At 73.7% G+C, this 17,577-nt stretch carries 14 protein-coding genes; 13 read left to right on the top strand and 1 reads right to left on the bottom strand.

The genetic code is table 11. The annotated features are described in order from the left end of the window. Nucleotides 1-172: 172 nt before the first annotated feature. The gene (locus LUZ64_RS01290; protein ID WP_095584045.1) at nucleotides 173-1,255 is read left to right on the top strand and encodes a mechanosensitive ion channel family protein; all 1,083 of its coding nucleotides are present in this window, start codon (nucleotides 173-175) and stop codon (nucleotides 1,253-1,255) included. Between the two features lie 53 nt (nucleotides 1,256-1,308). On the opposite strand, the gene LUZ64_RS01285 is transcribed toward LUZ64_RS01290, so the two are convergent. Continuing rightward, complete coding sequence (locus LUZ64_RS01285; RefSeq protein ID WP_095584046.1) at nucleotides 1,309-1,827, bottom strand: FBP domain-containing protein; 519 nt, start codon at nucleotides 1,825-1,827, stop codon at nucleotides 1,309-1,311. A 182-nt stretch (nucleotides 1,828-2,009) separates the two neighbouring features. On the opposite strand from LUZ64_RS01285, the gene LUZ64_RS01280 reads away from it, so the two are divergent. From LUZ64_RS01280 to LUZ64_RS01225, 12 genes are all read left to right on the top strand, one after another. Beyond that, the gene (locus LUZ64_RS01280) at nucleotides 2,010-3,284 is read left to right on the top strand and encodes an ROK family transcriptional regulator (protein ID WP_232390578.1); all 1,275 of its coding nucleotides are present in this window, start codon (nucleotides 2,010-2,012) and stop codon (nucleotides 3,282-3,284) included. Further along, the gene (locus LUZ64_RS01275) at nucleotides 3,206-4,561 is read left to right on the top strand and encodes an ABC transporter substrate-binding protein (protein WP_232390579.1); all 1,356 of its coding nucleotides are present in this window, start codon (nucleotides 3,206-3,208) and stop codon (nucleotides 4,559-4,561) included. The genes LUZ64_RS01280 and LUZ64_RS01275 overlap by 79 nt, the downstream gene beginning before the upstream one ends. Nucleotides 4,562-4,572: 11 nt before the next feature. Further along, on the top strand, nucleotides 4,573-5,535 hold the full coding sequence (locus tag LUZ64_RS01270; RefSeq protein WP_095581860.1) for a carbohydrate ABC transporter permease: 963 nt from the start codon (nucleotides 4,573-4,575) through the stop codon (nucleotides 5,533-5,535). A gap of 3 nt (nucleotides 5,536-5,538) precedes the next feature. After that, nucleotides 5,539-6,402 carry a carbohydrate ABC transporter permease gene (locus LUZ64_RS01265; protein WP_095581861.1) on the top strand — a complete coding sequence of 288 codons (864 nt, stop codon included), beginning with the start codon at nucleotides 5,539-5,541 and terminating at the stop codon, nucleotides 6,400-6,402. A gap of 35 nt (nucleotides 6,403-6,437) precedes the next feature. Beyond that, nucleotides 6,438-7,712, top strand: coding sequence for a 6-phospho-beta-glucosidase (locus LUZ64_RS01260; protein WP_095581862.1), 1,275 nt, complete (start codon nucleotides 6,438-6,440; stop codon nucleotides 7,710-7,712). Then, nucleotides 7,703-8,761 carry an N-acetylglucosamine kinase gene (locus tag LUZ64_RS01255; RefSeq protein ID WP_095581863.1) on the top strand — a complete coding sequence of 353 codons (1,059 nt, stop codon included), beginning with the start codon at nucleotides 7,703-7,705 and terminating at the stop codon, nucleotides 8,759-8,761. The genes LUZ64_RS01260 and LUZ64_RS01255 overlap by 10 nt, the downstream gene beginning before the upstream one ends. A 439-nt stretch (nucleotides 8,762-9,200) precedes the next feature. Then, entirely contained in the window at nucleotides 9,201-9,596 is a 396-nt protein-coding gene (gene melC1, locus LUZ64_RS01250) for an apotyrosinase chaperone MelC1 (protein WP_095581864.1), read from the top strand. A gap of 49 nt (nucleotides 9,597-9,645) precedes the next feature. Then, a complete protein-coding gene (melC2, locus tag LUZ64_RS01245; protein ID WP_095581865.1) occupies nucleotides 9,646-10,467 on the top strand; it encodes a tyrosinase MelC2 in 822 nt (273 codons plus the stop codon). Between the two features lie 285 nt (nucleotides 10,468-10,752). Next, nucleotides 10,753-12,141 (top strand): GlnX family signal transduction membrane protein, encoded by a 1,389-nt coding sequence (locus tag LUZ64_RS01240; protein ID WP_372472013.1) that lies wholly within the window; start codon nucleotides 10,753-10,755, stop codon nucleotides 12,139-12,141. 341 nt (nucleotides 12,142-12,482) lie between these two features. Next, nucleotides 12,483-13,391 carry a glutamate ABC transporter substrate-binding protein gene (locus LUZ64_RS01235; RefSeq protein ID WP_095581866.1) on the top strand — a complete coding sequence of 303 codons (909 nt, stop codon included), beginning with the start codon at nucleotides 12,483-12,485 and terminating at the stop codon, nucleotides 13,389-13,391. A gap of 124 nt (nucleotides 13,392-13,515) precedes the next feature. Then, nucleotides 13,516-14,850, top strand: coding sequence for a coiled-coil domain-containing protein (locus LUZ64_RS01230; protein ID WP_095581867.1), 1,335 nt, complete (start codon nucleotides 13,516-13,518; stop codon nucleotides 14,848-14,850). After that, complete coding sequence (locus LUZ64_RS01225; RefSeq protein ID WP_232390275.1) at nucleotides 14,843-17,575, top strand: serine/threonine-protein kinase; 2,733 nt, start codon at nucleotides 14,843-14,845, stop codon at nucleotides 17,573-17,575. Before LUZ64_RS01230 ends, LUZ64_RS01225 begins: the two co-directional genes overlap by 8 nt. Nucleotides 17,576-17,577: the final 2 nt, after the last annotated feature.

Genomic DNA, 17,577 nt, shown 5'->3' with positions numbered 1-17,577 from the left:
CCATCACCAGGTAACGGGCCACGGGTGTTTTGGAACACACCGTGTTCATCCCCCGCCCAAGACCTGTCCCATCTCGAACAGAACAACGGAGGATCTTCGCTGCCCCGTTAGTGTGGTGAGTCTGCCCGCGCCGCCCCTCGCCGCGGGCGTGTCTTCACGGAGGGTTCCTGCTGTGTTCTGGTCCGCTGCCCTGGCCGCCGACTCGACGCCCCGCCCCACCTCGCTCGACGAGGCACAACGGACGGCGAACGACGCCGCGGGCTGGGTGGAGGAGAACTGGTCCGTCTGGCTCAGCAACGGTCTCCGCATGATCCTGATCGTGGTGATCGCGGTCGTGATGCGCTCGCTGATCCGCCGGGCCATCACCAAGCTGATAGCGCGGATGAACCGCACCGCGCAGGCCGTCGACGGCACGGCGCTGGGTGGACTGCTCGTCAACGCCGAACGACGCCGGCAGCGCTCGGAGGCCATCGGCTCGGTGCTGCGCAGCGTCGCCTCGTTCCTGATCATGGGTACGGCGGCGCTCACCGTGCTGTCCGTGCTCCAGATCAATCTGGCGCCGCTGCTCGCGAGCGCGGGTGTGGCGGGCGTGGCCATCGGTTTCGGCGCCCGCAATCTGGTGACGGACTTCCTGTCCGGCGTGTTCATGATCCTGGAGGACCAGTACGGCGTCGGTGACGAGGTCGACGCCGGGGTCGCCACCGGCACGGTCGTCGAGGTCGGGCTGCGGGTGACCAAGCTGCGCGGCGCCAACGGCGCCATCTGGTACGTGCGCAACGGCGAGGTCAAGCGGATCGGCAACCTCAGCCAGGGCTGGGCCACGGCCGGCGTCGACATCCAGGTCCGTTCGGACGAGGACCTGGACCGGGTGCGCGCGGTCATCGAGCGCGTCGGCGAGGAGATGCACAAGGAAGAGCCGTGGCACGAGCGGCTGTGGGAGCCGGTCGAGGTGCTCGGCCTGGACGCGGTCTACCTCGACTCGGTGGTCATCCGGGTGTCGGCGAAGACCATGCCGGGCGTGGCGCTCGGTGTGGAGCGCGAGCTGCGCTGGCGGATCAAGCGGGCGCTGGACGCGGAGGGCATCCGCGTCGTGGGCCGGCCGGCCGACGCGGACCTGGAGACGGAGACACCGGCCGACCCGGCGGCGGCCGTCGCGGCCCCGTCCGCGCTGGCGAACCCCACGTCCCCGCAGTCGCAGGCGACGACCCCGATACCGCCCGTGCAGACGGTGCCGGGGCCGGCGCTCGGCAAGTGAGGACCCGGCGGGCCTGAGGGCTCTCCCCCGCCCGGCCGGGCGTGCGGGAAGCCTCAGGCCGCCGGTACGTCCGCCGTCCGGAACACCTTGTCCAGGAAGTCGTCGAGGTTCACGGCCATCCGCGTGAGCCGCTCCTCCTCGGTGAGCGACTCCTGGTACCGGGCCGTGAGCAGCGGCTTCCGCTTGCCCCGTACGTAGAGCGGGCAGGCGAGGTCCGCGCACATATAGGCGCCGACGGTGTTGCCGTCGCGGCCCGCCGCGCCGACCTTGCGGGCGGCCAGCAGGGACACGCCGGACGCCACGTGCCCGGTCAGGCAGATCGAGCAGATCGACGACTTCATCATGCTCCGGGGCCCGCTCTGCGGGACGCGCAGCGTGACACCGACGAGCCTTCCGGCCCGCTCGGCGACGACATAGCCGCGGTCGGGGGCGCCCGGGTCCCGCCAGCCCAGGAAGTCCAGGTCCGCCCAGGGGAGCTCGGCCAGCCCCCGGGGCAGGGAGATCCTGCTCGCCTCGCCCTTCGAGCAGTTCACGAAGGAGGCACGGATCTCTTTGTCGCTCAGCGGTTCCATGGGTCATGAAGCTAACAGTGGGACAAGCCGGGCGTCGCATGATTTTCCCGCGCGCGGAGCATTGACGCCGCGTTGACGTGCCCTTACGGTCCTGTCCATCGATAGGAAAGTTTCCTAACAGACAGCGACAGGCAGGCGGTGCCATGGCCGGGACCCCGGGTACCCCGCGCGTGCTACGGGCCATGAACGACCGCGCCGCGCTCGATCTGCTGCTCGCCCACGGCCCCCTGACCCGCACCCGCCTCGGCGAGCTGACCGGGCTGTCCAAGCCCACCGCCTCCCAGCTCCTCGGCCGCCTGGAGAGCGCCGGCCTGGTCCGTACGACCGGGAACGTCACCGGCCGGCCGGGCCCCAGCGCCCAGCTGTACGAGGTGGACCCGGGCGCCGCCCATGTCGCCGCCCTCACCGTGGACCCCGAGGGGATCACCGCGGCCGTCGCCGACATCACGGGCCGCGTCCTGGGCGAGCACCGCGTCGCGGCCGTGGCCACCGCCGAGGACGTCCGGGACCGCACCGCCCACCTGGTCGCCCGCGCCGTGGACGGCGCCCTCGCCGCCGCGGGGCTCCGCCCCGGAGCCCTCCACCGCACCGTCATCGGCACCCCCGGCGCCCTCGACCCGCACACCGGGGCCCTGCGCTACGCCCCGCACCTGCCGGGCTGGCACTCCCCCGCGCTCCTCGACGAACTCGCCGCGGCACTCGGCACCCCCGTCGCCCTCGAGAACGACGTCAACCTCGCCGCGCTCGCCGAGCGGCACGCCGGCACCGCGCGGGACACCAGCGACTTCGTCCTCCTCTGGGCCGACGAGGGAGTGGGCGCCGCCGTCGTCATCGGCGGCACCCTGCTGCGCGGCGCCACCGGCGGCGCCGGCGAGGTCGGCTATATGCCGCTGCCCGGCGCCCCGCTCACCCGCGGCGGCGGCCCGCGGGACGTCGGCGGCTTCCAGCGGCTCGTCGGCGCCCCCGCCGTCATCGAGCTCGCCCGCGCCCACGGCCTCGGCGCGGCCACGGCCGGCGACGCGCTGCGCCTCGCGGCCGCCACCCCGGGCGCCGGTGACGCGGTCCTCGCCGAGCTGGGCCGGCGGCTCGCCCTGGGGCTCGCGGCGATCGTCGCCGTCGTCGACCCCGAACTGGTCGTGCTCTCCGGGGACGTGTGCCAGGCCGGCGGCGAACGGCTGCGGGAACTGGTCGAGGACGGACTGACCGGCCTCGCCCTGCCCCGGCCGCGGCTCCGGCTGAGCACGGTCGAGGGCTCGCCGATCCTGACCGGCGCCCTCCACACGGCCCTGGCCGCCGCCCGGGACACGGTCTTCGACACCACCGCGGCACCGGCGCTCCGCACCGGACCCCGGTCCTCGTCCGCCGCGAAGGAGCCCCCATGCCCCACCCGCGCACCAGACCCCGCCCCGGCCGCCGCGCGCTCGTCCCCCTCCTCGCCACCGCCGCGTTACTCCTGAGCGGCTGCGCCAACCCCTCCACCGGCAGCGCCGAGGACGACCCCACCGCCCCCGTCACCCTCAGGTTCTGGCACGGCTGGTCGGAGAAGAACGAGGTCAAGGCGATCGACGACTCGATCGCCCGGTTCCGGGAGCTGCACCCGAACATCCGGGTGAAGACCACCGGGAACGTCACCGACGCCACCGTCAACCAGGCCCTGCGGGCGGGCGGCGGCAACGCCCCCGACGTGGTCTCGTCCTTCACCACCGACAACGTCGGGCAGTACTGCTCCTCGGGCATGTGGGCCGACCTCGACCCCTTCCTGAAGAAGTCCGGCATGGCGAAGGAGCGGATCTTCCCCGAGGTCCTGCTGGACTACACCCGCTACCGGGGAAAGCAGTGCGCGCTGCCGCTGCTCGCGGACTCCTTCGGGATGTACTACAACAAGGACGCCTTCGAGCGGGCCGGCATCACCCGCCCGCCCCGCACGATGTCCGAACTCCGGCGCACCGCCGTGCGGCTCACCGAGCGGACCGCCGACGGCTCGTACCGGCGGCTCGGCTTCATGCCCGACTTCCGGCTCTACCAGAACAGCCCGGACCGGCTCTTCGCCCAGTGGGGGCCTGCCTACTTCGACGAGGACGGCAGGTCCCGGCTCGCCCGGGGCGGCGCGGCGAAGGACTTCCTCACCACACAGCGCGACATGGTCACCGCACTCGGCGGTTACGGCGCGCTGGAGAAGTTCCGCACCACCTTCGGCGACGAGATGTCCTCGCAGAACGCCTTCCTCACCGGAAAGCTCGCCATGCACATGGACGGTGAATGGCGCGGCCTGATGCTCGACGCCGCGAAGCCCGGCTTCCGGTGGGGCACGGCCCCCATGCCCGTCCCCGACGACCAGGCCGACGCGTACGGGCGCGGCTACCTCACCGGCACCGTCGCGGGCATCGCGCACAGCAGCAGGCACCAGAACGCCGCCTGGGAGCTGGTGCGGTTCCTGACCGCCGACACCGATCAGGTGGTCGCCTTCGCCAACGCGATCCACAACGTCCCCTCGACCAAGGCCGCGCTGGCCTCGCCGAAGCTGGCGCGCGACCCCGCCTTCCGCACCTTCCTCGACATCGCGCGGCACCCGCGCAGCGTCAGCATGCCCCCGTCCGTCAACGGCGGGAGGTACATCGTCTCGCTCCGGGACTTCGCCTACCGGACCGAGGCGGGCCGGGTCCCCGACCTGGAGAAGGGCCTGCGCCGCCTCGACCGGCAGATAGACGAAGACAACCTCCAGTCCCGGAACTGACGGAGTCCGCCATGGCGACACCCCTGGCCCACCGGCCGGCCCCCGCGCTGCGCCGCAGACACACCCGCGAGCGGCTGCGCACCCTCGGCTTCCTCTCGCCGTGGCTGATCGGCTTCACCGTCTTCTTCGGTTATCCGCTGCTCGCCACGGTCTATTTCTCCTTCATGCACTACAACCAGATCCAGGCGCCGACCTTCGTCGGCCTGCGGAACTGGACCTATGTGCTGGGCCGGATGCCGCTCTTCGGCCCCGCGCTGTGGAACACCCTCTGGCTCGTCGTGGTGATGGTCGCCCTGCGGGTGGTCTTCGGCCTGGGCGTGGGCCTGCTCGTCACGAAGGTCAAGGCGGGCGCGGGGTTCTTCCGCACCGCCTTCTACCTGCCCTACCTGGCACCGCCCGTGGCCGCGACCGTCGCCTTCGTCTTCCTCCTCAACCCCGGCACGGGCCCGGTCAACGAGATCCTCGGCGCCCTGGGCGTCCCCGCGCCGAACTGGTTCAACGACCCGGCCTGGGCCAAGCCCTCCCTGGTGCTGCTCTCCCTGTGGGGCATCGGCGACCTGATGGTCATCTTCATGGCCGCCCTGCTGGACGTGCCCAGGGAGCAGTACGAGGCCGCCGAGCTGGACGGCGCGGGCGCCTTCGCGAGGTTCCGGTACGTCACCTGGCCGTCGATCACCCCCGTCGTGATGTTCGCGGTGGTCACGGGCGTGGTGCAGACCATGCAGTACTACACGCAGGCGCTCGTCGCCGGGAAGCTCGCGTCGGGCGTCAGCGTCGGCCCCGGCACGGTGATCCAGCCCGGCTACCCCGACGGCTCGACGCTCACCGTGCCGCAGCTCGTCTACTCGCTCGGCTTCCAGAACTTCGACACCGGTGCCGCCTGCGCGCTCTCGCTCGTCCTCTTCGCGGTCGCCATGGCCGTCACCTCCCTGCTGATGCGCCGGCGCGCCGGCCTGCTGGGCGCGGAGGACTGAGCCATGACCCCCACGACCAGCGCGGCCCCGCCGGCGCCCCGTACCCGCACCGCCCTGCACTGGATAGCGGTCCACACCACCGCCGTGGCCGCCGCCCTGTTCTTCGTCCTCCCCTTCGTCTTCGTCCTGCTGACCTCCGTGATGAGCGACGCGCAGGCGATGAGCGGCGAGCTGTGGCCGCACGAATGGCGCTGGTCGAACTACGCGGAGGTGTTCCGCACCCCGGGCTTCCTCACCTGGTGGCGCAACTCCCTGCTCTACGCGGGCCTCGGCACGCTCCTCACGGTGTGCTCCTCGGTCCCGGTGGCCTACGCGCTGGCCAAGTTCCGCTTCCGCGGCCGGCGGCCCGCGCTGCTGCTCGTCGTCGCCACGATGATGCTGCCGCCCCAGGTGATCGTCATTCCGATGTACCTGGTGTGGGCGCAGCAGCTGCACCTCTCGGGGTCGCTGTGGCCGCTGATCGTGCCGCTGGCCTTCGGCGACGCCTACGCCGTATTCCTGCTGCGGCAGTTCCTGCTCACGATCCCCCGGGAGTACCTGGAGTCGGCGAAGGTCGACGGGTGCGGGGAGCTGCGCACCCTGGTGCGGATCGTGGTGCCGATGGCGAAGCCGGGGATCGCCGCGGTCGCGCTGTTCCAGTTCTTCTTCTGCTGGAACGACTACTTCGGGCCGCAGATCTACGCGGCGCAGAACCCGGGCGCCTGGACGCTCAGTTACGGGCTGGAGTCCTTCAAGAGCGCGCACGGCGTCGACTGGAACCTGACGATGGCGGCGACGCTGCTGGTCATGGCCCCGGTCGTGCTCGTCTTCTTCTTCGCGCAGAAGGCCTTCGTCGAAGGCGTCACCCTCACCGGCGTGAAGGGCTGAACCCCCATGAAGGCCCCTATGGAACCGAGGTCCGCATGAAACTCACCGTGGTCGGCGGAGGCTCGACCTACACCCCCGAACTCATCGACGGATTCGCCCGGCTGCGCGGGACGCTGCCGGTGACGGAGCTGGTCCTCGTCGACCCGGCGGCCGACCGGCTGGAGCTGGTCGGCGGCCTCGCCCGGCGGATCTTCGCCCGGCAGGGCCACCCGGGCCGGATCACCTGGACCGCGGACCTGGACGCGGCCGTGGACGGCGCCGACGCCGTCCTGCTCCAGCTCCGCGTGGGCGGCCAGGCGGCCCGGCAGCAGGACGAGACCTGGCCGCTGACCTGCGGCTGCGTCGGCCAGGAGACCACCGGGGCGGGTGGGCTCGCCAAGGCGCTGCGCACGGTTCCGGTGGTGCTGGACATCGCGGAGCGGGTGCGGCGGACCAACCCGGGCGCGTGGATCGTGGACTTCACCAACCCGGTGGGGATCGTGACCCGGGCACTGCTCACCGCCGGGCACCGGGCCGTCGGGCTGTGCAATGTCGCCATCGGCTTCCAGCGGAAGTTCGCCCGGCTGCTGGGGGTGGACCCGGAGGCGGTCGCCCTGGAGCACGTGGGGCTCAACCATCTGACCTGGGAGCGGTCGGTGACGGTCGGCGGCCGGGACGTGCTGCCGGAGCTGCTCGCCGAGCACGGTGCGGCCGTGGCCGAGGACCTGCGGATGCCGCGCGCGCTGCTGGACCGGCTCGGCGTGGTGCCCTCGTACTACCTGCGCTACTTCTACCAGCACGACGAGGTCGTGCGGGAGCTGCGGGGCAAGCCCTCGCGGGCCGCCGAGGTGGCGGAGATGGAGCGGCGGCTGCTGGAGATGTACGGCGACCCGGCGCTGGACGAGAAGCCGGAGCTGCTGGGGAAGCGGGGCGGCGCCTTCTACTCGGAGGCGGCGGTGGCGCTGACGGCCTCGCTGCTGCGGCCCGCGGGCACCCACGGCGGCGCGGGGCCGGACGTCCAGGTGGTCAACACGTTCAACAACGGGGCGCTGCCGTTCCTCCCCGACGACGCGGTGATCGAGGTGCCGGCGGCGGTGGACGCGCGCGGCGCCCGGCCGCTGCCGGTGCGCCCGCTGGAGCCGCTGTTCGCCGGGCTGGTCGCGAACGTCACGGCCTACGAGCGGCTGGCCCTGGAGGCGGCGCTCGAGGGGGGCCGCGAGCGGGTGTTCGCGGCGCTGCTCGCGCATCCGCTGATCGGCCAGACCGAGCGGGCGGACCGGCTGACCGACGAGCTGGTGGCGCACAACCGGGAGCACCTCGCGTGGGCGTGAGCGGCCTGCTGCTCGCCGTCGACGCGGGCAACAGCAAGACCGACGTGGCGCTGGTGGGCCCCGACGGCGCCGTGCTGGGGCAGGCGCGGGGCGGGGGCTTCCAGCCGGCGGTGACGGGCGCCGCCCGGGCGGTCGCGGGCCTCGCGCCGCTCGTCGCGGAGGCGGCGGCGCGGGCCGGGTTCGCGGCGCCGCCGGTGGTGGAGCACGTCCAGGCGTGTCTGGCCAACGCCGATCTGCCGGTGGAGGAACGGGCGCTGGCCGCGGAGATCGGGGCCCGGGGCTGGGGTCGCGCGGTCACGGTCGTCAACGACACCTTCGCCCTGCTGCGGGCGGGGCTGCCCGACGGCGGGGCGGCGGCGGGCGTGGCGGTGGTGTGCGGCGCGGGCATCAACTGCGCGGGGCTGGCGCCGGACGGGCGGACCGCGCGCTTCCCGGCGATCGGCCGGATCTCGGGCGACTGGGGCGGCGGCGGGTTCCTCGCGGAGGAGGCGCTGTGGTGGGCGGCGCGCGCGGACGACGGCCGGGGCGAGCCGAGCGAGCTGGCCCGCGCGGTGCCCGCGCACTTCGGGCTGTCCGGGATGGCCGAGGTCATCGAGGCGCTGCACCTGGGCCGGGTGGCGGCGGCCAGGCGGCACGAGCTGGCGCCGCTGCTGTTCGCGGTGGCCGCCGGGGGTGACCCGGTCGCGCGGGCGATCGTCGCCCGGCAGGCGGAGGAGGTCGTCACGATGGCCGTCGTGGCGCTGGGCCGGCTGGGCTTGTCGGCCGCCCGGGTGCCGGTGGTCCTGGGCGGCGGGGTACTGGCGGCCCGTCATCCGCTGCTGCACGACCGGGTGGTGGAGCTGCTGGCCGAGCGGGCGCCGGAGGCCGTACCCCGGGTGGTGACCGCCCCGCCGGTGCTGGGCGCGGGGCTGCTGGCGCTGGACCGTGCGGGGTCGCGGCGAGGAGTGCGGGGAGAAGCGCGGGAAGAAGCGCCGCGGGAGGGGCTCCGGGAGGCACCCCTGGAGGCCCCTCTGGAGGCATGCGCGCGGTTGCGGGCGCACTTCGCGTAGGCCGCCGGGGGTGGCGGTCCCGTCTCTTCCGGGGCCGCCTCGGCCCTTACGGCAGGGGGCCGTCACCCATGGCCGAAATCCACGGGATCACCGCACTCTTCACGTCATGTTCACATCGTGAGAGGCGTCACCTCGGACCAGGATATTCCGGAGATCCTCCTGCCGGGGTCGCGCGGGAACGCGGATTTTCCTGACGTTGCGTCAATACGGCCATTCGCCAGAAATTCCTTCCCTGGCATTTGTTGACCTTTCATGCACCGAATGTCCGTAAAGCAGTCAACCGTTTCGCGCCCTCCTCGGCGGCGTGCAAGCATCCGGGCCGCACGGATTGATCACGAAATACAGGAAGCAACCGCCATCAAAAGGGATTTGCGGGTGCATTCCTGACCATCAGTGATCTTCCCGTCCCTGTTCATCCTTTCCGAGGGGGGTTCGACCCATGTCGTCCAACGTCACCCGACGCCTTGTGCTCAGAGGAACCGCCGTGGCCGTCGCCGGCGCCGCGCTCGCCGCGCCGACCGCCATGGCCGCGACCCGTACCGCCACGGCCGCCATGACCGACCACTCCGGCCACGGCGGCCACAGTGGTCCCGCGGCGTTCGACGAGGTCTACCAGGGCCGCCGCATCGTCGGTAAGCCCGCGACCGGCGAGCACGCCGCCCACGGCGGCTTCACCGCCTCGATCGACGGCAAGGAACTGCACCTGATGCAGAACGCCGACGGCACCTGGATCAGCGTCGTGAACCACTACGAGACGTTCGCGACCCCGCTCGCCGTGACCCGCGCCGCCGTCGACAAGCTCCGCGGCGCCACGCTGGTCCCGATCGCCACCTGAGTCACCGCTCTGCCGTTCCACCGACCCGACCCGAGAGGACAGAACCCCCATGGCAGTGCGTAAGAACCAGGCGACGCTCAGCGCCACCGAGAAGCGCAACTTCGTCAACGCCTTGCTGGAGCTCAAGCGCACCGGCGTCTACGACGGATTCGTGCGGACGCACAACGAGTTCATCATGAGCGACACGGACAACGGCGAACGCGTCGGTCACCGCTCCCCCTCGTTCCTCCCCTGGCACCGCCGCTTCCTGATCCAGTTCGAGCAGGAGCTCCAGAAGATAGACGCCTCGGTCACCCTCCCCTACTGGGACTGGACCGTCGACCGCTCGACCACGTCCTCGATCTGGGGCGCCGACTTCCTCGGCGGCAACGGCCGCAGCCGCGACTCCCAGGTGACCACCGGCCCGTTCGCGTACTCCACGGGCAAGTGGAACATCAACGTCAGCGTCGACAACCGCCCGTTCCTCCAGCGTGAACTGGGCGCCGGCGCCCAGCTGCCCACGCGCGCCCAGGTCGACGCCGTGCTCGCCATGACCACCTACGACATGGCTCCCTGGAACAGCGCCTCGGAGGGCTTCCGCAACAACCTGGAGGGCTGGCGCGGCCAGGGCCGCATCCACAACAGCGTCCACGTGTGGATCGGCGGCCAGATGGCCACCGGTGTCTCCCCCAACGACCCCGCCTTCTGGCTGCACCACTGCTTCATCGACAAGCTGTGGGCCGACTGGCAGCGCATGCACCCGACGTCGCCCTACCTGCCGGCCGCCGGCACCGCGAACGTCGTCGACCTCAACGACACCATGCGCCCCTGGAACAATGTGACCCCGGCCGACATGCTGGACCACACGAAGTTCTACACCTACGACCGCTGACGGTCGGCTCCGCCCCGCGGAGCGTGACGGTGCCCCACGGGCCCGTCCGGCGATCCCCGCCCACACGGCGCGGGAACCGGACGGGCCCGTCGCGCGTGGTGGGTACGGAGGCCGGCACGGGCCCGGGGGCGGATCGCGATCCGAACAAGATCGGGTCGGTACCGGTGTGTTTGTCAGCCCCTGCGGCCATACTGCTGGCCGGGGCTGCTGTTCGTCCGGGGTTCGTCCGGGGCTCTCCCGGCCACCCGGGGGACGGGCGCCCGCAGCGACCGAGGGGGAGGTCCCGTGTCATACCCGCAGCCGGCCGGCGGCGCCGCGCCACCGCCGCCCACGCCCGCCCTGCCCGCCGCCTGGCGGGAGGCGGCCGACCGCCTGCGGGCCGTGGCCACGACCGAGCCGGGGCGGCTGCGCGCCATCGGCGCCCTGCTGGCCCTGCTGCTGGTCGCGTTCGGCGCGGTGACGGCCTGGCAGGTCACGGACCGGGCCTCGGCCGCCGACGCCGTGGTGGGCCGCAGCCAGCCGCTCAGCGCCGACGCCGCCGACGTCTACCGCTCCCTCGCCGACGCCGACACCACGGCCGCCAGCGGCTTCCTCGCGGGCTCCCGGGAGTCCCCTGCGGTCCGGCAGCGGTACGAGAAGGACATCGCGCTGGCGTCCGGCCTGCTGGTGAAGGCCGCGGCCAGCGCCGAGGGCTCCGACACCGCCCGCCGGCAGATTTCCCGGCTGAACGAACTCCTCCCGCGCTACACCGGCCTCGTGGAGTCCGCCCGCGCCAACAACCGGCAGGGACTCCCCCTGGGCGGCGCCTATCTGCGCACCGCGGGCGACCTGATGCGCGACGGCCTGCTGCCCGCCGCCCGCGAGCTCTACGAGACGGAGACCGGACGGCTCGGCTCCGACTACGCCGACGCCAAGTCCTGGCCCTGGGCCTCGCTGGTCCTCGGCCTGGCCGCGCTCGGCGCGCTCGGCTGGGCCCAGCGGCGCACGTACCTCCGCACCCACCGCGTCTTCAACCACGGGATGCTGGCCGCCACCGCGACCGCCGTGGTGGTGCTGCTGTGGCTGGTCGTCGGGCACGCCCTGGCCCGCTCCGGCCTGGAGGGCTCCTCGGAGCACGGCGCCCGGTCGCTCCGGATACTCAACGAGGCCCGGATCGGCTCGCTCCAGGCGCGCGGCGACGAGAACCTCACGCTGGTGGCGCGCGGCGCGGTGCTCACGGAGAACAAGGACGACGCGTACGAGGCGAGCTACCGCGACGGGATGCGCAAGCTCGTCGGCGAGGGCCGCGGCGCCGCCGCGCCGGGCACCCTGCTGGCGCGGGCCCGGGCGCTCGCCGAGGACTCCGAGGGCCGGGCGGCGGTCGACGCCGTCGTCAAGGACGTCCGGGAGTGGCAGGTGCGGCACGCCGAGGCCCGCGCGGCGGACGACGGCGGGGACTACGACCGGGCGCTGCCGAAGGTGATCGGCGAGAAGGGCAGCACGGGCGAGTCCTTCGACCGGGTGGACGAACGGCTCCGGCGGGCCCTGGCCCATGAGCAGGGCGACTTCCGGGCGGCGGCCGACGACGGGCGCGGAGCCCTGGCCGGGCTGGCGGCCGGGGCCGTGGTGCTGGCGGTGCTGGGGGCGGCGGGCGCGGTGCTCGGGATCGGGCGCAGACTGTCGGAGTACCGGTGACGGGGGGAGGCGGGCCTGTGAACGGACAGGGGCGCGAACAGGGGAACGAGCAGGGGCACGGGCGGACGCACGGATCGGAGCACGGCGAGGGGCACGGGCAAGCGCACGGCCGGCCGGGGCGGACGGGCCGCGTGGCGCACGCGATACGGGCACGGCGGACGGGCCGGCCGGAGGCGCCACCGGGCCGGGAGGCCGCCCGGGGGCCGAAGTCGCCCGGGGTTCCAAGCCCTTCGCGCGGCCGGTCGCTCGCCCTGGCCGCGACGGCGGCCGTATGCGTACTCGCGGCGACGGCCACCGCGCCGGTGCCGGCCGGCCGGGAACACCCGGCGCGTACGGCGGAGATGGCGGCCGCCCCCCGGACCGCGGCCGTGGCCGACGCTTCCGATGCCGCCGGCACGGCCGACGCCTCCGGCACCGCCGAGGTGTCCGCCGCGGCACCCGCGACCTGCGCCGACCCGGAGGCGAGCCTGCGTCCGGGCGACGGCGCGGACGGCCCGGCGGTCCAGCGGATCAAGAACCGCGGGCGGCTGATCGCGGGCGTCGACCAGGACAGCTTCCGCTGGGGCTACCGCAATCCGTCCACCGGCGAGCTCAGCGGCTTCGACATCGACCTGGCACGCGCGATCGCCAAGGACATCCTGGGCGACGCCGACAAGGTGATCTTCCTGGCGATCCCCACCAGCCAGCGCATTCCCGCCCTGGAAAAGGGCAAGGTCGATCTCATCGCGCGCACCATGTCCATCACCTGCGACCGGATCCGACAAGTCGCCTTCTCCACCGCATACTTCGTCGCGGGCCAGCAGATACTTGCACCGAGGGGGTCTTCCGTCACCGCGTTCGACGACTCCCTGAAGGGGAAGAAGGTCTGTGCGGCCAAGGGGGCCACAGCGGAGTCGAAGATGAGGGAACAGCCGCACGGCGCGCGCCTGGTCACGGTGCCCAATCAGCTGGACTGCCTGGTCCGGCTCCAGCTCGGCCAGGTGGACGCGGTCCTCACGGACAACGCCCTGGGGGCCGGTCTGGCGGCCCAGGACCCGTCCGTGCAGCTCGTCGGAAAGCCGTTCACCACCGACCCGTACGGCGTGGCGATGAACCTCAAGGACGTGGACCTGGTACGCCGGGTCAACAAGGTGCTGGACGACTACCGCAGCGGCGGCGGCGACAGCCCGTGGATGCGGGCGTACACCAAGTGGCTGGCGGCCGACCTCAAGGGCTACACCGCGCCCCCGGCACCCAAGTACCGGGACTAGGGCGGCGCCGGGGCGGGCACCGGACAGCACCGGCCGGGCCCCGGCGGCGACACCGGCACGGGACGACGAGCACCACCGTTACGGACACGTCCGCGGCGCGCGCCGCGGACGGGAGAGGGGATCGATGGCGGTCGCGGGATCCACCGGGCCGGCCCTGAGCCGCGAGGAGGTGGACCGTGCGCTGGCGAGGCTCGGCGCGGAGCACGAGGCCGTGGAGTCCTCGCTGCTCGCCCTCCAGGACCACGCCGGCCGTCGCCTCCTGGAGGGCGCGGAACTCACCGGCGCGACCAGGAGCCGGTGGGCCGTCGCCGAGCGGCTCATCACCCGGCTGTGGGCGTACTTCGACGCGTACACCTCGGCCCTCACCGCGGCCCGGGCACTGCGCGGCAGGCGGCGCTGGCCCACCCAGGGCGAGCTGTCCGAGCTCACCGAGCTGCTGCGCGGCAGCGGGGTCACCCTGGCCGGGGGAGAGCACCTCCCCACGGCGGCCGAGGGCTCCCCGGCCGGGACGGCCGCCCGGCTCAGCGAGCGGCTCAGCCTCCAGGAGCTCCTCGAACGGATGAACGGCTGGTACGCCGAGGCGCTCGACGTGGTCGTCACCGCCGACGCCGTCTGGTCGGCGCTGCCCGCCCGGATCGACCTGCTCGCAGCCGAGCTCCAGCGCACCCGCTCGCTCGCCCACTCGGTGGGCGTGCGCCCCGGTGAGCACCCCGCCGGGGACGACCTGGAACACATCACCGGCGAACTGGCCTCGCTGCGCGCCGAGGTGATATCCGATCCGCTCGCCTTCTGGGCCGGCGCCTCGCCCAGCTCCGCGCCGGGCGGTGGCCGCCCCGACACCGGCCGCTACGACCGCGCCGCCCGCGCCCTGGAGGACGTCCGCCGCGAGGTCGAAGCCGTCCTGGACGTCCGGCAGGACGCCGAGCAGCGGCTGCTGCGGGTGCGCGACGTCCTCTCGCGCGCGGACCGCACGCTCAACGAGGCCCGCCAGGCGCGGACGGAGGTCCTCTCCAAGATCGCCGCCTCGGTGGTACCGGCCGTCTCCGGCCCGCCGACCGAGCTCTACGAACAGCTGTCGGCCGCGGCGGACCACCGCAGACACGCCCGGTGGCACCGGCTCTCGCCGCTCCTGGAGGACCTGGAGCGGCGCGCCGAGGAGGAGTTGCTGCGCGCCCGTGACTCGCTGACGGCCGTCACGGCGCCGCTGGCCGTCCGGGCCGAGCTGCGCGGCCGGCTGGACGCGTACCGCGCGAAGGCCGCCCGGCTCGGCTTCACCGAGGACACCTTCCTCGTCGAGCGCCACGACGCGGCGCGCCGGATGCTGTGGAGCGCGCCGTGCGACCTGATGGCCGCCGAACAGGCCGTGCTGCGCTATCAGCAGGCGCTGGCGGAGGCACTCGCCCCGCCGTCCGCGACCGGGCCCTCGGTGCCCGTCGACCGTAGGGGGAACCATGAGTGAGGCGGCCTGCCGGCGGCAGGGCTGCGGCGGCACGTACGAGGACGTCGGGGGCGGCGAGCTGTACTGCGACACGTGCGGGCTCGCGCCCGTGGTCCCGCCGGGCGGGATGCCGGCCCCGCCGGCCACGGGTGCCGCGAGCTCCGCGCTGACCCGGGTGTCGGGGGGCGCGTACGCGCCCGCCGCGCCGTCCCCGCCCCGTCAGCCGCTCCCACCGTCCCCGTCACCACGGCCGTCCCCGGCGTCCTCGGGATCAGGGGCGCCCTCGGGATCAGGGGCGTCAGGGTCGGGGGCCTCGGGATCAGGGTCTTCGGGGTCCTCCGGCTCGGGATCGTCGGGCTCCCGGTCCTCGTCGTCGCGGCCCTCGTCGGCGCGGTCCTCCTCGTCGCGGTCCTCGTCGTCGCGCCGCTCGGTGTCGGGGCGGCTGTCGGCGGGCGGCGAGGGTTCCACGGGCTCGGGGTCCCGCTCGGTGTCGGTGCGCAGCTCGCACTCGACGTCCGCGCCCTCCTCCGGGCGCGGCCGGCTGGGCGCGGGTCTGGTCACGGTGCCGGAGGTGCCGCGGCCCGACCCCCGTGCCGCGGTGCTGGCGAACCCCGAGGTGCCCGAGCGGAAGCGGTTCTGCAGCAAGGGCGACTGCGGCGCCCCGGTGGGGCGGGCGCGCGGTGACCGGAAGGGGCGCACGGAAGGCTTCTGCACCAAGTGCGGGCACCCGTACTCCTTCGTGCCCAAGCTGCGGCGGGGCGACGTGGTGCACGGGCAGTACGAGGTGGCGGGCTGTCTCGCCCACGGCGGCCTGGGCTGGATCTATCTGGCCGTCGACCGCGCCGTGTCCGACCGGTGGGTGGTCCTCAAGGGCCTGCTGGACACCGGTGACGAGGACGCCCTGGCGGTCGCCGTCTCCGAGCGGCGCTTCCTCGCCGAGATCGAGCACGCCAACATCGTCCGGATCTACAACTTCGTCGAGCACCTCGACCAGCGGACCGGCAGCCTCGACGGTTACATCGTCATGGAGTACGTCGGCGGCAAGTCCCTCAAGGAGATCGCCAACGAACGCCGGACCCCGGACGGCCGGCGGGACCCGCTGCCGGTCGAGCAGGCCTGCGCGTACGGCATCGAGGCCCTGGAGGCCCTCGGCCATCTGCACAGCCGCGACCTGCTGTACTGCGACTTCAAGGTCGACAACGCGATCCAGCAGCACGACCAGCTCAAGCTCATCGACATGGGCGCGGTCCGGCGGACGGACGACGACGAGAGCGCGATCTACGGCACGGTCGGCTACCAGGCCCCCGAGGTGGCGGAGGCCGGCCCGTCCGTCGCCTCCGACCTCTACACCGTGGCCCGCACGCTCGCCGTGCTGACCTTCGACTTCCAGGGCTACACCAATGTCTTCGCGCACAGCCTCCCGGAGCCGGGGAGCGTCGAGGTCTTCACACGGTACGAGTCCTTCTACCGGTTCCTGGTGCGGGCCACGGACCCGGACCCGGGCCGGCGGTTCGCGTCCGCGCGGGAGATGGCGGAGCAGCTGACGGGGGTGCTGCGGGAGGTCGTGGCGGTGCAGACGGGCCGGCCCCGGCCCGCGCTGTCCACGCTGTTCGGCCCGGAGCTGCGGGTCGTCGACAGCGGGCTGTTCGCGGAGACGGGCGGCGAGACGTCCGCGCTGGGCGGCAGAGCGGGCGCCCGCGAGGCCCCGCCGGAGGCGCGGGCCGCGGTGCCCGCGCAGCCGCCGGGCGGCGGCGCGGCCACGGCCCGGCTCACCCGCCCGGCGCCGACGGCGCACACGGGCCCGGCCGTCGCCGCGCTCGACGCCCCGGCCACGGCGCTCGCCCTGCCCGTGCCGCTCGTCGACCCGGCGGACCCCAACGCGGGCTTCCTCGCCGGTCTGCTCGCCTCCCGGCCCGCCGAGGTGTACGCGGCGCTCCAGGGGGCACCCGCCGAATCGCTGGAGCTGCGGCTGCGCCGGATACGGGCCCAGCTGGAACTGGGCGAGGGCGTCCAGGCGTCCAAGGCGATAGAGAGCCTGGAGGCCGCGCACCCGGACGACTGGCGGGTCGTCTGGTACCGCGGCCTGTACGCCCTGGCCTCCGGTGACCACGGGACCGCCGCCCTCGCCTTCGACGCCGTCTACGACGCGTTCCCCGGCGAGCCCGCGCCGAAGCTGGCGCTGGGCGTGTGCGCCGAGGTGCTCGGCCAGCTCGACAACGCCGCCGACTACTACCACCTGGTGTGGGCGACGGACCCGAGCTATGTGAGCGCCGCGTTCGGGCTGGCCCGGGTGCGGCTGGCCGCCGGCGACCGCACGGGGGCGGTCGCGGCCCTGGAGTCCGTACCGGAGGCGTCCATCCACTACACGGCGGCGCGGGTCGCGGGGGTACGGGCGAGGCTGCGGCAGCGCTCACCGGAGGACCCGCTGCTGGACGACCTGATGGCGGCCGCCGGCCAGGTGGAGCGGCTCACGGAGTTCGGACTGGACACGGTGCGCCGGGAGCGGCTGTCGACGGAGGTGCTGGGATGCGCGCTGGACTGGGTGCTCTCGGGCGCGCGGGGCGCGGCCGGGCCACCGGGCGCGGCGGCCGCTGCCACACTGCTCGGCAGCGGCCTGGAGGAGCGCGGGCTGCGCTTCGGGCTGGAGCGCTCGTACCGCGTGCTGGCACGGCTCGCCCAGCGCGGCGAGGAACGGATCGAACTGGTGGAACGGGCCAACCGTTTCCGCCCCAGGACATGGGTGTGATC

This window comes from Streptomyces albireticuli, assembly GCF_021228125.1.
GTDB classification, from domain to species: Bacteria; Actinomycetota; Actinomycetes; order Streptomycetales; family Streptomycetaceae; genus Streptomyces; species Streptomyces albireticuli.
Note: the sequence above shows the minus strand (reverse complement) of the source record. Positions and strands in the feature narration are given on the sequence as shown.

Coding starts and splice junctions, on each gene's coding strand:
- LUZ64_RS01275 (WP_232390579.1), top strand. CDS start 3,206: ATGCCCCACCCGCGCACCAGACCCCGCCCCGGCCGCCGCGCGCTCGTC.
- LUZ64_RS01285 (WP_095584046.1), bottom strand. CDS start 1,827: ATGGAACCGCTGAGCGACAAAGAGATCCGTGCCTCCTTCGTGAACTGC.
- LUZ64_RS01260 (WP_095581862.1), top strand. CDS start 6,438: ATGAAACTCACCGTGGTCGGCGGAGGCTCGACCTACACCCCCGAACTC.
- LUZ64_RS01230 (WP_095581867.1), top strand. CDS start 13,516: ATGGCGGTCGCGGGATCCACCGGGCCGGCCCTGAGCCGCGAGGAGGTG.
- LUZ64_RS01270 (WP_095581860.1), top strand. CDS start 4,573: ATGGCGACACCCCTGGCCCACCGGCCGGCCCCCGCGCTGCGCCGCAGA.
- LUZ64_RS01280 (WP_232390578.1), top strand. CDS start 2,010: ATGAACGACCGCGCCGCGCTCGATCTGCTGCTCGCCCACGGCCCCCTG.
- LUZ64_RS01235 (WP_095581866.1), top strand. CDS start 12,483: ATGGCGGCCGCCCCCCGGACCGCGGCCGTGGCCGACGCTTCCGATGCC.
- LUZ64_RS01265 (WP_095581861.1), top strand. CDS start 5,539: ATGACCCCCACGACCAGCGCGGCCCCGCCGGCGCCCCGTACCCGCACC.
- melC1 (WP_095581864.1), top strand. CDS start 9,201: ATGTCGTCCAACGTCACCCGACGCCTTGTGCTCAGAGGAACCGCCGTG.
- LUZ64_RS01225 (WP_232390275.1), top strand. CDS start 14,843: ATGAGTGAGGCGGCCTGCCGGCGGCAGGGCTGCGGCGGCACGTACGAG.
- melC2 (WP_095581865.1), top strand. CDS start 9,646: ATGGCAGTGCGTAAGAACCAGGCGACGCTCAGCGCCACCGAGAAGCGC.